This window comes from Kribbella sp. NBC_00359 (assembly GCF_036097425.1).
GTDB lineage: Bacteria > Actinomycetota > Actinomycetes > Propionibacteriales > Kribbellaceae > Kribbella.
This window is the reverse complement of record NZ_CP107975.1, coordinates 2915284-2930076: the sequence shown is the minus strand read 5'-3', so window position 1 is coordinate 2930076 and position 14793 is coordinate 2915284. Positions and strand designations below refer to the sequence as shown.

The window sequence follows — 14793 nt, the reverse complement described above, 5'->3', positions numbered from 1 at the left end:
GCGCTGAGCATCCCCGCCCTGATCCCGTTGGCCGACGCCGAGCCGGGCAACCGGGCGCTGACCATCTCGCTGTTCGGCGCGATCGTCGCCGTGACGCTGTACATCACCTGGTGGGCGTCCCGGCAGAACAAGACCGCCGCCGACTACTACGCCGGCGGCCGCTCGTTCAGCGGCGCGCAGAACGGCCTCGCCATCTCCGGTGACTACATGTCCGCGGCGTCGTTCCTCGGCATCTCCGGCTCGATCGCGCTCTACGGGTACGACGGCTTCCTGTACTCGATCGGGTTCCTGGTGGCCTGGCTGGTGGCGCTGCTGCTGGTCGCCGAGCTGCTGCGGAACTCGGGCCGGTTCACGATGGCCGACCAGCTCGCGTACCGGATGCGGCAGCGGCCGGTCCGGACCGCGGCCGCCACCTCCACGATCGTGGTGTCGATCTTCTACCTGCTGGCCCAGATGGTCGGCGCCGGCGCGCTGGTCGGGCTGCTGCTCGGCGTCAAGAGCGAGGGCCTGAAGGCGGGTGTGATCATCCTGGTCGGCGCACTGATGATCATCTACGTGACCTTCGGCGGCATGAAGGGCACGACCTGGGTGCAGATCGTCAAGGCCGTGCTGCTGATGGCCGGCGCGGTCCTGATCACCTTCCTGGTGCTGCTGAAGTTCCACTTCAACCTCTCCGAGCTGCTCGGCGCGGCCTCGGCGAAGTCCGGTAAGGGCGAGGCGTTCCTGCAGCCAGGACTGCTGTACGGCAAGGACCTGACCGGTCAGATCGACTTCCTGTCGCTCGGCCTCGCGCTGGTCCTCGGTACGGCGGGCCTGCCGCACATCCTGATCCGCTTCTACACCGTGCCGGACTCGCGGGCCGCGCGCCGGTCGGTGCAATGGGCCATCGGTCTGATCGGCGCGTTCTACCTGATGACGCTGGCCCTCGGGTTCGGCGCGGCCGCACTGCTGGACACCGGTAAGGGTTCGGCCGTGGCCGAGTCGAAGGGCAACGTCGCCTCGCCGCTGCTGGCCGAGTCCGTCGGCGGTGGTGCGGGTTCGCTGGGCGGGTCGATCCTGCTCGCGCTGATCGCGGCGGTGGCGTTCGCGACCATTCTCGCGGTGGTCGCCGGTCTGACCTTGACCTCGGCCTCGTCGTTCGCGCACGACCTCTACGCCAACGTCATCGCGAAGGAGAAGCCGTCCGAGAAGAGTGAGCTGCGGGTGGCCCGGTTCGCCGCGATCGGGATCGGCGCGATCTCGATCGCACTGGCGATCCCGGCGCAGAAGCTGAACATCGCGTTCCTGGTCGCACTGGCCTTCGCGGTCGCGGCCTCCGCGAACCTGCCGGCGCTGCTGTTCAACCTGTTCTGGAAGCGGTTCAACACCGCCGGCGCGGTCTGGAGCATCTACGGCGGCTTGATCTCGGCCGTCGTCCTGGTGGTGTTCTCACCGGTGGTGTCCGGCAAGCCGACCTCGATGATCACCAGCGCCGACTTCGCCTGGTTCCCGCTGTCGAACCCGGGGATCGTGTCGATCCCACTCGGCTTCCTGTTCGGCATCCTGGGCACGCACCTCGGCCGGGACAAGTCGAGCGAGGACCGCTACCACGAGCTCTCCGTCCGGTCCCACACCGGCGCCGGCGCGGAAGGCGTGGCCAAGCACTAGTTCTGGCACTCAAAGGGCCGGCTCGCGTTCTGCGAGCCGGCCCTTTCAGTTGATCTGGAAGATCGTCGCGAACAGATCCAGGTTGGCCGCGCTTGCCTGCTTGCCGACGACCCCGTCGGCGCGGGCTTTCGCGCCGTCGATCGCACCGGTCAGCAGCGGTGTCAGCGGCGCCATCGCCTCGACGACGACCAGGTCGGCCGGCGCGGGCTCGGGGAACGGGCCGGGCGCCGCCGTCAGCGTCGGGCCGGAGCAGAGCGCGTGCACGACGATGTCGCCGAAACGCAGTTCGTAGGCGAGCTTGCCGGTCCCGCGCTTCGGTGGGTGGTACGTCGACCGCAGCGCCATCACCAGCGAGTCCGCGGTGGCGATCTCGCCCGGCCGGAGCTCCCCGAGTGACCGCGCTCCCCAGCGGCCGAGCGCGAGTACGACGGGCTCCAGGTCCAGCCCGTACGGCGTGAGCTGGTAGACAATCGCGCCCGACGGCCGCGGCTGCACGTGGCGCTCGACCAGGCCGGCGCTCTCGAGCTCCTTGAGCCGGGTGGCGAGGACGTTGGTCGGGATCTTCGGCAGGCCGGAGCGCAGATCCGTGTAGCGCTTCGGGCCGACGAGCAGGTCGCGGACGATCAGCAGCGCCCAGCGCTCCCCGACGAGCTCGAGCGCCCGGGCGACCCCGCAGTACTGACCGTAGGTCTTCGTCGTCATCCCTTCAGTCTACTTGACAGAGTTTACTTGTTTTTTGCAAGCTTGCTGCATGACGACGATGACGAAGCAGCAGCGCGAGGAGTTCCTGGCCGGTCAGCACATCGGGGTGGTGAGCGTTGGCCGGCCCGACGGGTTGCCGCCGACCACCGTGCCGACGTTTTACGCCTACGAGCCGGACGGCGCGCTGACGATGTTCACCAACACCCAGGGCCGGACGACCGCCCGGGGCGAGGCGATCAAGTCGGCGGGCGTCGTCACGTTCCTGGTCCAGGATGAGAACTGGCCGGCGAAGTACGTCGCGGTCGAGGCGACGCTGGACTCGGCCACCCGGCCGACGATCGAGCAGATGCTGACGATCACGCGCCGGTACATGCCGGAGGAGGCCGCGCAGCAGTTCGCGCATTCCGAGGTCGACAACCCGGACAGCACCATCGTCTTCTTCAGCTTCACCCCGACCCGCTGGTTCTCCGGCGACTACTCCTGACGCTGGACCAAAGCCGCACCAAGCGTCACAAGGCGTTGACGCTCGCGTAGCCATGCCGTAACAATAGGCCAGCGTCGCGCAAGAAACGAGCAGAACTAGAGCAAGTTTCCGACTTCGCGTGGCGGCTCTTCCCTTGCGCCCTCACCCCCGCCCACCCAGGAGAGGCCATGCGAATCCCGAAGTGGCGGCTGCCAACCGCCCTGCTCGCCGCGAGTCTCGCGCTCGCGGCCGCCCCGCTCGTCCACCCGACCCCGGCCGGCACCGCGGCCGCCGCCGTACTGGCCGGACCGAACCTCGCCGCCGGCAAGGCCGCGTCGGCCAGCAGCGTCACCCAGACCTACGTCGCGTCGAACGTGACCGACGGCAACCAGGGCACCTACTGGGAGAGCGCCAACAACGCGTTCCCTCAGTGGGTCCAGGTCGACCTCGGTTCGTCCGTCGCGACCAACCAGGTCGTGCTCAAGCTTCCGACCGCGAACTGGGGTGCCCGCAACGAGACCCTCGCGGTCCAGGGCAGCACCGACGGACAGAACTTCACCGACCTGTCCGCGTCCGCGTCCCGCGCGTTCAACCCGCCGAGCAACACCGTGACGATCGACTACGGCACCGCGACCGCGCGCTACGTCCGGATCCGGATCACCGACAACACCGGCTGGCCGGCCGGACAGCTGTCCGAACTCGAGGTGTACGGTCCGGCGACCGGTGACACCCAGGCTCCCACCGCCCCGGGCAACCTGGCCTTCACCGAACCCGGCACCGGCCAGATCCGGCTCACCTGGAACGCGTCGACCGACAACGTCGGCGTGACCGGGTACGACGTGTACGCCAACGGGCAACTGCGGACCAGCGTGGCCGGCACTGTGCTCACCTACACGGACAACCAGCCGGGCAGCGCGTCGATCACGTACTACGTTCGCGCGAAAGATGCTGCTGGCAACCAATCGCCGAACAGCAACGCGGCGACCCGCAACGGCAGCAGCGGACCCGGTAGCAACCTCGCGCTGGGCAAGCCGATCACCGCGTCCGGGTACACGTTCACCTATGTCCCGGCCAACGCCAACGACGACAACGTCCAGACCTACTGGGAGGGCGACACCAACCCGGCCACGCTGACCACCCAGCTCGGCGCCAACGCGGACCTCAGCTCGATCGTGATCCGGCTCAACCCGGATTCGGCCTGGGGACCGCGGACGCAGACCTTCTCGATCCTCGGGCGGGAGCAGAGCGCGTCCGGGTTCACCACGATCGTGCCGAGCGCGGCGTACAACTTCAGCCCGGCGAGCGGGAACAGCGTGACGATCCCGGTCAGCGCGCGGGTGGCCGACGTACGGCTGAACTTCACCGGCAACACCGGCGCACCGGCCGGCCAGGTCGCCGAGCTCCAGGTGATGGGCGTGCCGGCACCGAACCCGGATCTCACGCTCTCCAACGTGTCCTGGACGCCGACCTCGCCGGTCGAGACGGACACGATCACGGTCCGCGCGACCGTCAACAACGGCGGTACGGCGGGCTCCCCAGCGACCGACGTCAACTTCTACCTCGGTGCCTCCAAGGTCGGTACGGCGGCCGTCGGCGCACTCGCGGCCGGGGCGTCGACCACGGTCAGCGCCTCGATCGGCACTCGCGACGCGGGCAGCTATGCCCTCAGCGCGAAGGTCGATGAGTCGAACACTGTCATCGAGCAGAACGACGGGAACAACACGGCGAATGCGTCCGGACCACTGGTCGTGACGCCGGTTGCGAGCTCGGATCTGATCGCGGCCGCGGTCAACTGGACGCCCGGCAATCCGGCCGCCGGGAACTCCGTCGCCTTCTCCGTCGCCTTGAAGAACCAGGGCAGCGTCGCATCGGCATCCGGCGCACACGGCATCACGTTGACAGTGCTCAACGGCGCCAATGTCGTGACCACCCTGACAGGCTCGTACAACGGCTCGATCGCGGCCGGCGTGACCACTCCTGCTGTTGCCCTCGGCAACTGGACAGCGGTGAACGGTCGCTACACGGTTCGCGTCGTACTCGCGGACGACGCGAACGAACTGCCGGTCAAGCGGACCAACAACACCAGCGAGCGGCCGTTCTTCGTGGGCCGCGGCGCGAACATGCCGTACGACCACATGGAGGCCGAGGACGCCTCCATCGGTGGCGGCGCGTCCGTGATCGGGCCGAACCGGACCATCGGCGACCTCGCCGGCGAGGCGTCCGGACGGCGCGCGGTGACCCTGAACTCGAACGGCGCGTACGTCGAGTTCACCACCCGGGCCAGCACGAACACCCTCGTCACCCGGTTCTCGATCCCGGACTCGGCGGGCGGTGGCGGTCAGACGTCGTCGATCAGCGTCTACGTGAACGGCAGCTTCGCCAAGACGTTGCCGCTGACCTCGAAGTACTCCTGGCTGTACGGCGCGGAGGCTTCGCCGAACAACTCACCAGGGTCCGGTCCGGCCCGGCACATCTACGACGAAGCCAACATCATGCTGGACCAGACCTACCCGGCCGGCACCAAGATCCGGCTGCAGAAGGATCCGTCGAACGGTACGACGTACTCGATCGACTTCGTCGACACCGAGGCCGCAACGCCGATCGCCAACCCTGGCACGGGTTTCGTGACGCCGGCCGGGTTCACCCAGCAGGACGTGCAGAGCGCGCTCGACCGGGTGCGGCAGGACGCCACGCTGCAGGGCGTGTATCTGCCGGCGGGTGACTACCAGACGTCGTCGAAGTTCACCGTCTACGGGAAGGCTGTGCGCGTCGTCGGCGCCGGGCCTTGGTTCACCCGGTTCGTGGCGCCGCAGAGCCAGTCGAACACCGACGTCGGCTTCGACGCTCAGTCGTCCGCGAACGGGTCGACGTTCAGCGGGTTCTCGTACTTCGGCAACTACGACAGCCGCAACGACGGACCGGGCAAGGTGTTCAACTTCGCGAACACCTCGAACATGACCATCGACAACGTCTGGGCCGAACACCAGATGTGCCTGTACTGGGGCGCGAACACCGACAACTCGGTGATCAAGAACTCGCGGATCCGGGACTCGTTCGCCGATGGCATCAACATGACGAACGGCTCGGCCGGCAACACCGTCAGCAACAACGACGCCCGGTCCACCGGGGACGACAGTTTCGCGCTCTTCAACGCCACCGACAACGGCGGCGGCGAGGTCCGGGACAACGTCTTCGAGAACCTGTCCACGTCGCTGACCTGGCGGGCCGCCGGCTTCGCGGTGTACGGCGGGACGAACAACGTGTTCCGCAACCTGTACGCCGCGGACATGCTCACCTATCCGGGCATCACGATCAGTTCACTCGACTTCGGCATCCCGATGAACGGCTTCGGCGCGACCCCGCCGACCCAGTTCCAGAACGTCTCCGTGGTGCGGTCCGGCGGTCACTTCTGGGGCAACCAGGCGTTCCCCGGGATCTGGATCTTCTCGGCGTCGAAGATCTTCCAGGGCATCCGGGTCAGTGATGTCGACATCGTCGATCCGACGTACAGCGGCATCATGTTCCAGACCAACTACGTCGGTGGGCAACCGCAGTTCCCGGTCGCCGACACCGTCCTGACCAACGTCACCATCTCCGGCGCGCAGAAGAGCGGCGACGCCTTCGACGCCAAGTCCGGCTTCGGCATCTGGGCCAACGAACTCCCCGAACCAGGCCAAGGCCCAGCCGTCGGCAACGCCACCTTCAACAACCTAACCCTCACCAACAACGCAGTAGACATCCGCAACACCACCACAACCTTCACCATCACCCGCAACTGACCACGAGAGCCGCCGGAGGACTCACCCCTCCGGCGGCTCCCTGCGGCCGCCGACCCAGCTCGTCCACCGTCCGGAGGGCTACCAGGCCAACTTCCAAGGGATTCTTCTATCCCGAGACACCACCAAGATATCCCCTTGTTTTGCAGGTGTCTGGGGCATTTCTAATCTGCCCCGAACTGCCCCGAGCTGCCCCGGTGTCGCAGCCGACGACCCGATTTCTCACGTGTGAAGGTCGACCCTTGCCACTCAACAGGGCGGGGAAATGCCGATCCACGTATTCGTCGACGAAAGCAAGTCCCGGGGTCTCCTGATGGCCGCCGCACGATGCCCGGCAGGAAATGTCACGGTCAACCGGAAGGCGCTGCGAGCCTTCCTGCTGCCCGGCCAGGAACGACTTCACTTCAACCACGAGACCGACGCACGACGCAAGCAGATCCTGAGGATGATCGGCGACTTCCACGTCCTGGTGGACATCTACCACGCGCAGCGGGAGACGCTCGCCAACCGGCGACGCTGTTTGGACGCGATCGTCCGGGACAGCGCGGCTGATGCCGAGCGGCTGGTGATCGAGCGGGACGACTCGACCTATGACTACGACCGCGGAACGCTCCATGCCGCCTGTCATCGGTACAGGTGCTTCGACTTGCGCTGGGAGTTGCTGATGCCGAAGCTGGACCCGTTGCTCTGGGTGCCGGACGCCGTCGCCGCTGCCTGGACGCGGGGCGGGCACTGGCGACGACTGGTCGAGCCATTCAGCCAACTGCGAGAGCTCTGAAATGCGCCGACCCGGCTCACCCACCGTCCGGTAGGCTGCCGGGTCCACTTCAAGGGACTCTTCTGTCCACGAGCGAGTTCAACTGTAGCGGGTGTTGGCGGTTTGGGGAGGGCGTTTCGGGATCTGCCCCAGGTTGCCCTGGGTTGCCCCGCCGTACCAGAACTCCGGGGCCCGGCCTTTGCTAGAGGTCGTCGGCGAGGCGGGATAGGGCTTGGCCGGCGTTGAGGATGAGGGCTTGGTCGGCTTCGTCTAGGCGGTGGAGGAGTTTGCCCAGCTCGTCGGCGGCTTGGCGGCCGGAGGCTTCGACGGTGGCGACGCCGGCTTCGGTGAGGACGACCGCGGTGGCCCGGCCGTCGACGGGGTCGGGCTCGCGGCGGACGAGCCCGGCCTCCTCGAGGGAGGCGACCGTGGTCGTCGCGGTGGGCTGTGAGCACGGCACCCGGGCGGCGATCTCGCCGATCCGGATCGGTTGCTCGTCGGCGATCAGCATCAGCGCCAGGAACTGCGTCGGGTGCAGATCCGTGGTGGTTCTGCTCCGGCGCAGGTGCCTGACGATCCGGTGCATGCTCACCAGCAGTTGCAGGGTCTCCTGCGCCATCGCGATCACCTCCGAAGAAGCGCCATCCTGGCACAGCTGAGAGCGATCTCCTATGACTGGTTCCAGCGGATGTCCGGCTGGTAAAGATCCAGCCACGTCGCCAGGGACAACGTTTGCTCCAGGTGCCTGCGGGCTTCCGGGGCAGCTGAGCGAGCGAGCCGGGTGGCCGCCTCCCGGTCGACGAGGTCGAAAACCGGGTGGTGATCGGAGAGCAGGCCGCGGACCTGGCCGGCGATGGCCTCGACGTACGCCGGATCCTGGGTCTGTGGGTACGGCGACTTCTTCCGCTCGGCCACCGACTCCGGCAGCACGTCGCGGGTCGCGGCGCGGAGCAGGCTCTTCTCCTTGCCGTCGAACGTCTTCAGCGACCACGGCGTGTTGTAGACGTACTCGACCAGCCGGTGGTCGCAGAACGGCACCCGGACCTCCAGCCCGACCGCCATGCTCATCCGGTCCTTGCGGTCCAGCAGGATCCGCACGAACCGGGTCAGGTGCAGGTAGCAGATCTTCCGCATCGTCCACTCGTCGTCGGACTCCCCGTCGAGCCGCTCGACCTCGCTCACGGCCTCGGCGTACCGGTCTCGCAGATGAGCACGGAGGTCGAGCCGCTGGAGCACCTCCCGGCGCAGCACGCTGACCTGCCCGACTTCCCGCCGCGACGCCATGTAGGCGATCCACGGGAAGATCTTCGCCTTCCGAACCTTGGCATCGTGGAACCACAGATAGCCGCCGAACACCTCGTCCGCCGACTCACCCGACAGCGCGACGGTGGACTGCTCGCGGATCGCCTTGAACAGAAGGTAGAGCGAACCGAAGATGTCGCCGCTCAGCGGAGCGTCGTTCGCCCGGACGACCTTCCGCCGGATCTCCGGGTCGGTCAGGACGGCGTTGTCCAGCACGATGTCGGAGTGCTGCGACTGCACCTTGTCCGCGACGTCATGCACGTACGGCGTATCCGGCGTCATCCGGAGCTCGTTCGGCCGGAAGTTCTCCTCCTGGCCGGCGAAGTCGACCGCGAAGCTGCGGACCTTGCGACCTTCCTCGGCCAACTGACCGGCCGCGAGCGCCGTGATCGCACTCGAGTCGAGACCGCCCGACAACAGCACACAGCGAGGTACGTCGGCCACCAGTTGGCGGCGCGTGATGTCGTCGAGCAGTTCGCGCACGTGTGCCACGGACGTGTCCTGGTCGTCGGTGTGCGCCTTGGTCTCCAGACGCCAGTACGTGCTGGTGTGGATGCCCGACCGGTCGACGGTGACGACAGTGCCCGGCTCGACCTCGTACATCCCGGCCCACAGTGAGTGGCCGGGGGTCTTCGACACGGTGAGGAGCTCACGCAGTCCGGCCGCCTCGACGACCGCCGGGACGCCGGGGTTCGCAAGGATCGCCTTCGGTTCGGAGCCGAACAGCACGCCGTCGGAGGTCGGGTAATAGAAGAACGGCTTGATGCCCATCCGGTCGCGGACCATCACCAGGGTCTCGATCCGCGGGTCCCAGATGGCCAGCGCGTACATCCCGTTCAGCCGCTCGGCGAACGCCGTACCCCACTCGACGTACGCGCGGAGCACGACCTCGGTGTCGGAGTCCGTCGTGAACGCGTGGCCGCGGCGGCGCAGTTCGTCGCGCAGCTCGGTGTAGTTGTAGACCTCACCGCTGTAGACCATGCCGAGGGTGATCGACCGGCCCTCCGACATCACCTCGGTGGTCATCGGTTGCTCACCGCCGGGCAGGTCGATGACGGCGAGTCTTCGGTGCCCGAGGGCGACGTGCGGGGCATACCAGGTGCCTCGTGCGTCGGGCCCGCGACACGACATCGTCTCCGTCATCGCGTCGACGACGTCCCGCTCAGCGTCCAGATCGTGCCGGTAGGCCACCCATCCGGTGATGCCACACACAGAGTCGCTCCTCTCCGGAGATACATTCCATTCCAATGTATTTCTGACGATGCGTGATCACAACGGACGGATCCGGTGACGAACCTCATAGGTAGACGGCGACCACTCCGAGAGCGAAGGCGAGTCCGGCCAGTCCCAGCATCGTGGTCGCGAGAACGATCAGCCGGCGTTGGAGCGCGGGCACTTCCGCAGCGGTCGCGAACACCCGGCGCGGCCAGTGCCGCCAGGACACGTACCAGAAGATGCCGGTTGCACAGAGCAACAACAAGCCCTTGACGGCGTGGATCCACCAGTGCTGGTGATGCATCAGCAGCAGGACCAGACCGCTGAGCGCGATCGCCGCGATCAGGCCGACCACCTTCCAGCGGTTGCCTGAGGCAATCACCGCGGTCAGCGCCTCGCGGCCCTCCTGATCGGGACCGAAGTACCGCTTCAGCTTCGGCTGGACGACGAACAGCGAGTAGGCCATCCCACCGACCCACGCCGCCGCCAGGCCCGCGTGGATGATCGCGACGAGGGCAGTCATGCCCGGCAGCCTAGGCCGTGCGCGGACCAGCCGTCAGGCGGTGACCGCAGCGTGTGTGGAACGGCCGTCAGACGGTGTCCGCAGCGCGTGCGCGGAACGGCTGTCAGGCGGTGACCGTCGCGCGCTCGGCGGCGGGCTGCTGACGGTTCATCCCGCGGAAGCTCGGAATCAGCGCCGGCGCCATGGTCGCGGCGAAGTACGCGAGCCCGATCGCCAACTGCGCGGGCGACAGCCCGATGCCACTGACCAGGATGCCGCCGAGCACGCCTCCCAGGGGCATCAGCGACCAGGACAGAGCGCTGGTCAGCGACGTCACCCGGCCGACCATCTCGCGCGGGATCCGCTCGAACTGGACGGCGCCGAGCACCGGGTTGAGGAAGCCGGAGGACAGTCCGCCGATCGCACACATCGCGAGGATCGCCCACAGCGGGACGCCGAGCGCGAACAGGACGAAGCGCGGCAATCCGGTGATCAGGAAGGCGACCAGGTAGGTCGCGAACCGGGGCAGCCGCGCGCCGTACGCCGCCGCCACGACCGAGCCGAGCATCGACGCGCCTCCCCAGACCGAGAAGACCAGGCCGACGGCACCGGCTCCGGCGCCGGAGTCACGCGCCCAGACCGGGAGCAGGACCGACGACCAGGCCAGGTCGAGCAGGTTGGTCACAGCCACCATCACGCACAGGCTCATCAATACGGCGTCACCACGCAGGAACCGCCAACCAGCACGCAACTCCGCGGCGTACGACGTGCGCCCGGCGACAGATGGCATGATCGCGGGGTCGGCCGCGTACGACGCGGGCCCGGGGACGGACGAGGCGATCGCGGGGTCGGCCGCGTACGACGCGGGCCCGGGGACGGACGACGCGATCGCGGGGTCGGCCGCGTACGACGCGGGCCCGGGAGCGTGCGACGTGCGCTCGGCGACGGACGACCTGACCGCAGGGTCGGCGGCGTACGACGCACGCTCGGGAGCGACGGACGACGTGGGCTGGGGAGCGGCGTACGACGCGGGCTCGGGGGCGGCGTACGACGTGGGGTCGGGGGCGACTGGTTCGACCACTTCATGCCGGTCGGGATTGCGGTCGACCAGGCCGCGGGTGGTGAGGAGGAGAACGACGGCGCAGACCGCGAACGAGACGGCGTCGACGGCGACGGCGTTCGCGGCGCCGACAGCGACCACGAGACCGCCGGCGATGGCGGCGCCGATCATCGTTGCGCCGCGCTCGATGGCCGACGAGAGGCCGGTCGCCCGCTCGTACGGCACGCCAGCGCGCTCGACGAGGGCCGGGATGAGGGCCGTGCCGGCTGCGTCGCCTGGACCGCGGAGCGCACCCGCGACGGCGACCAGGCCGAGCAGGATCGGGAAGGTGAGCGCGCCGGTGTGGTGCAGCAGCGGGATCATCCCGACCGCGAGGAAGGAGAGTACGTCGGCGTTGATCGCTATCCGGCGCGGTCCGACCCGGTCGACCAGCGGCCCGCCGAACGCCTTCAGCAGCACCATCGGGGTGATCTCGGCGAAGGCGACGAGTCCGGTCCGTGTCGGCGAGCCGGTCGTCGTGAGCACGAGCCACGGGATGGCGATCATCGAGACCCGCGTGCCGAGCAGGGAGATCGCCTGCGCGGTCAGCCAGCCGTAGAGCGGGACGCGCCGGCTGCTGACACTCATGAGTCGTCTCCCTCCAGGACCACGGTGCCCGGGCGCGGGAAGGCGTTGAGGTTGACCACGAACGAACCGGTGCCGGACGCATCCTCGCCATCCTCGCGCCAGTCGTCGATCAGCTTCGCCAGTGCTTCGACCAATTGCTCGGCGCGCTTCGGGGTGAGTCGCAGATGCCAGTCGCTGGTTGTGCTGGCCGCTTGCCACGGTGCCGGGAGGTAGCGCCGCTCCTCGGCGTGCTGCATCAGCGTCTCGGTGTACATCAGCGCGACGGTGTGAAGGTAGGCCTCGGCGCTCTCGGCTTCCTCCTCGCCGGAACGCGCATCGAGGTTGGCGCGGGTGCTCTCGTGGGCGGCCTTCCACCAGCGGTCACGCGCGTCGCCGCGCTCGGTGTCCTCGGCGATGAACCCGTGCTCGGCCAGCTGACGAAGGTGGTACGACGCGGCGCCGGTGTTGAGCTTGAGCTGCTGCGCAAGCTGAGTCGCCGTCGCCGGCCCCTCGAGCCGGAGCAGCATCAGCATCTTCAGCCGGGTCGGGTGGGACAGCGCCCGGAGCCCGGCGGCGGACGGCGTGATCGCAGAGGATGCCATATCCACAACATACCTTTGCAAAGACCCCTTTGCAAAGGTATGCGTGCAGTTTCTGGAGCCACACAACAGAAGGCCCCCGGAGCGTTCCGAGGGCCTTCTGAGTACGACGCGGTGGGCCTAGTCCTCGTCGGACTTGCCGGAGGCGAGGTTGGACCTGATCAGGTCCATGACGGTGGAGTCGGCGAGGGTGGTGACGTCGCCGACCTCGCGGTTCTCGGCGACGTCGCGGAGGAGGCGGCGCATGATCTTGCCGGAGCGGGTCTTCGGCAGCTCGGCGACGACCATGATCTGGCGCGGCTTCGCGATCGGGCCGATCTCCTTGGCGACGTGGTTGCGGAGTTCCTGGACGACGTCGGGACCGCCGTCACCGGCCTCGGACCTCAAAATCACGAAGGCTGCGATCGCCTGCCCGGTGGTCGGGTCGGACGCGCCGACGACCGCGGCCTCGGCGACCTTCGGGTGTGAGACCAGCGCGGACTCGATCTCCGTGGTGGACAGCCGGTGGCCGGACACGTTCATCACGTCGTCGACCCGGCCGAGCAGCCACAGGTCGCCGTCCTCGTCCTTCTTCGCACCGTCACCGGCGAAGTACACGCCCGGCCAGCGGGACCAGTAGGTCTCGACGAACCGCTGGTCGTCGCCCCACAGCGTGCGCAGCATGGCCGGCCACGGCTTGGTGATGACCAGGTAACCACCGGAACCGTCCGGCACCGAGTTGCCCGCGTCGTCGACGACATCCACGCTGACACCCGGGATCGCCTTCATCGCGGCGCCCGGCTTGCCCGCTGTCACGCCGGGCAGCGGCGAGATCATGTGCATGCCGGTCTCGGTCTGCCACCAGGTGTCGACCACGGGTGCCTTGTTCCCGCCGATGTTCTCGCGGTACCAGATGTAGGCCTCCGGGTTGATCGGCTCGCCGACCGACCCGATCACCCGCAGCGAGGACAGGTCGAACTTCTCCGGGATGTCCTTGCCCCACTTCATGAAGGTCCGGATCGCGGTCGGCGCGCAGTACAGGATCGAGACCTTGTACTTCTGCACGATCTCCCACCAGCGGCCCTGGTGCGGGGTGTCCGGGGTGCCTTCGTACAGCACGGACGTGGTCGCGTTCGCGAGGGCGCCGTACACGATGTAGCTGTGGCCGGTGACCCAGCCGATGTCGGCCGCGGTCCAGTACACGTCGGTGTCCGGCTTGAGGTCGAACACGCCCCACTGGGTGTACGACGTACCGACCAGGTAGCCGCCGGTTGTGTGCAGGATGCCCTTGGGCTTGCCGGTGCTGCCGGACGTGTACATCACGTACAGCGGGTGCTCGGCGTCGAAGGCCTCCGGCGTGTGCTCGGCCGACTGCTTCGCGACGAAGTCGTCCCACCACAGGTCGCGGCCTTCCACCATCGCGGTGTCCTGGCCGGTACGGCGTACTACGAGCACGTTGCGCACATCGGGACAGTCCACCAGCGCGGCGTCCACCGCGGGCTTCAGCGCTGCCGCGGCGCCACGGCGGTAGCCACCGTCGGACGTGATCACCACGCGGGCGTCGCAGTCCAGGATGCGGCCCTTCAGGGCGTCCGCGGAGAAGCCGCCGAAGATGACCGTGTGCGGGGCACCGATCCGGGCGCAGGCAAGCATCGCGACCACGGTCTCGGGGATCATCGGCATGTAGATGGCGACGATGTCGCCGGCCTGGACGTTCAGCTCGAGCAGCGCGTTGGCGGCCTGGCTGACCTCGTCCTTGAGCTGGGCGTAGGTGATCTCCCGGGTGTCGCCGGGCTCGCCCTCGAAGTAGTACGCGACCTTGTCGCCGAGGCCGTTCTCCACGTGCCGGTCGACGCAGTTGTACGCCGCGTTCAGCTTCCCGTCGGCGTACCACTTCGCGAACGGCGGGTTGCTCCAGTCCAGCGTCTCGGTCGGCTCGGTGGCCCAGGTCAGCCGCTTGGCCTGCTCGGCCCAGAACCCCTCGAAGTCGGCGGCGGCGCGGTCGTAGGCGTCGGCCTTGAGGTTCGCGTGCGCGGCGAGCTCGGCCGGCGGCTCGAACCTGCGCTCCTCGTGCATCAGGTTCGACAGTGCCTCGGACTGGCCCCCTGCCTGGGCGGCTCCGGACTGGGGTGACTCTGCATTCGTCACGTCGACGACTCCTCCTCGCTGGCTTCGGCGCGCTGGG

The 14793-nt window shown here is 68.1% G+C and carries 11 protein-coding genes; 4 read left to right on the top strand and 7 right to left on the bottom strand.

Going from position 1 to position 14793, the window contains the following annotated elements; genetic code table 11:
• Nucleotides 1-3: 3 nt before the first annotated feature.
• Complete coding sequence (locus tag OG876_RS14430; RefSeq protein ID WP_328526909.1) at nucleotides 4-1647, top strand: solute symporter family protein; 1644 nt, start codon at nucleotides 4-6, stop codon at nucleotides 1645-1647.
• Nucleotides 1648-1692: 45 nt separating this feature from the next.
• Here the strand turns inward: OG876_RS14430 and OG876_RS14425 are convergent, their stop codons facing one another.
• On the bottom strand, nucleotides 1693-2349 hold the full coding sequence (locus tag OG876_RS14425; RefSeq protein ID WP_328525350.1) for a winged helix-turn-helix transcriptional regulator: 657 nt from the start codon (nucleotides 2347-2349) through the stop codon (nucleotides 1693-1695).
• A gap of 49 nt (nucleotides 2350-2398) precedes the next feature.
• Between OG876_RS14425 and OG876_RS14420 the strand changes: the two genes are divergently transcribed.
• The 3 genes from OG876_RS14420 to OG876_RS14410 all read left to right on the top strand — a co-directional run bounded on the left by OG876_RS14420 (nucleotide 2399) and on the right by OG876_RS14410 (nucleotide 7366).
• The gene (locus OG876_RS14420) at nucleotides 2399-2833 is read left to right on the top strand and encodes a hypothetical protein (protein WP_328525349.1); all 435 of its coding nucleotides are present in this window, start codon (nucleotides 2399-2401) and stop codon (nucleotides 2831-2833) included.
• A 167-nt stretch (nucleotides 2834-3000) separates the two neighbouring features.
• The gene (locus OG876_RS14415) at nucleotides 3001-6591 is read left to right on the top strand and encodes a discoidin domain-containing protein (protein WP_328525348.1); all 3591 of its coding nucleotides are present in this window, start codon (nucleotides 3001-3003) and stop codon (nucleotides 6589-6591) included.
• A gap of 262 nt (nucleotides 6592-6853) precedes the next feature.
• A complete protein-coding gene (locus OG876_RS14410) occupies nucleotides 6854-7366 on the top strand; it encodes a hypothetical protein (protein ID WP_328525347.1) in 513 nt (170 codons plus the stop codon).
• Between the two features lie 181 nt (nucleotides 7367-7547).
• Here the strand turns inward: OG876_RS14410 and OG876_RS14405 are convergent, their stop codons facing one another.
• The 6 genes from OG876_RS14405 to acs form a co-directional block, all read right to left on the bottom strand.
• Nucleotides 7548-7964: a MarR family winged helix-turn-helix transcriptional regulator gene (locus tag OG876_RS14405; RefSeq protein WP_328525346.1), complete on the bottom strand. Its 417-nt coding sequence runs from the start codon at nucleotides 7962-7964 to the stop codon at nucleotides 7548-7550.
• Between the two features lie 50 nt (nucleotides 7965-8014).
• Nucleotides 8015-9859, bottom strand: a complete 1845-nt coding sequence (gene asnB / locus OG876_RS14400; RefSeq protein WP_328525345.1) for an asparagine synthase (glutamine-hydrolyzing) — start codon at nucleotides 9857-9859, stop codon at nucleotides 8015-8017.
• An 85-nt stretch (nucleotides 9860-9944) separates the two neighbouring features.
• Nucleotides 9945-10385 (bottom strand): hypothetical protein, encoded by a 441-nt coding sequence (locus tag OG876_RS14395; protein WP_328525344.1) that lies wholly within the window; start codon nucleotides 10383-10385, stop codon nucleotides 9945-9947.
• 103 nt (nucleotides 10386-10488) lie between these two features.
• Nucleotides 10489-12051: an MFS transporter gene (locus tag OG876_RS14390; RefSeq protein WP_328525343.1), complete on the bottom strand. Its 1563-nt coding sequence runs from the start codon at nucleotides 12049-12051 to the stop codon at nucleotides 10489-10491.
• A complete protein-coding gene (locus tag OG876_RS14385) occupies nucleotides 12048-12632 on the bottom strand; it encodes a helix-turn-helix domain-containing protein (protein WP_328525342.1) in 585 nt (194 codons plus the stop codon). Before OG876_RS14385 ends, OG876_RS14390 begins: the two co-directional genes overlap by 4 nt.
• Before the next feature lie 117 nt (nucleotides 12633-12749).
• Complete coding sequence (acs, locus tag OG876_RS14380) at nucleotides 12750-14684, bottom strand: acetate--CoA ligase (protein WP_328526908.1); 1935 nt, start codon at nucleotides 14682-14684, stop codon at nucleotides 12750-12752.
• Nucleotides 14685-14793: the final 109 nt, after the last annotated feature.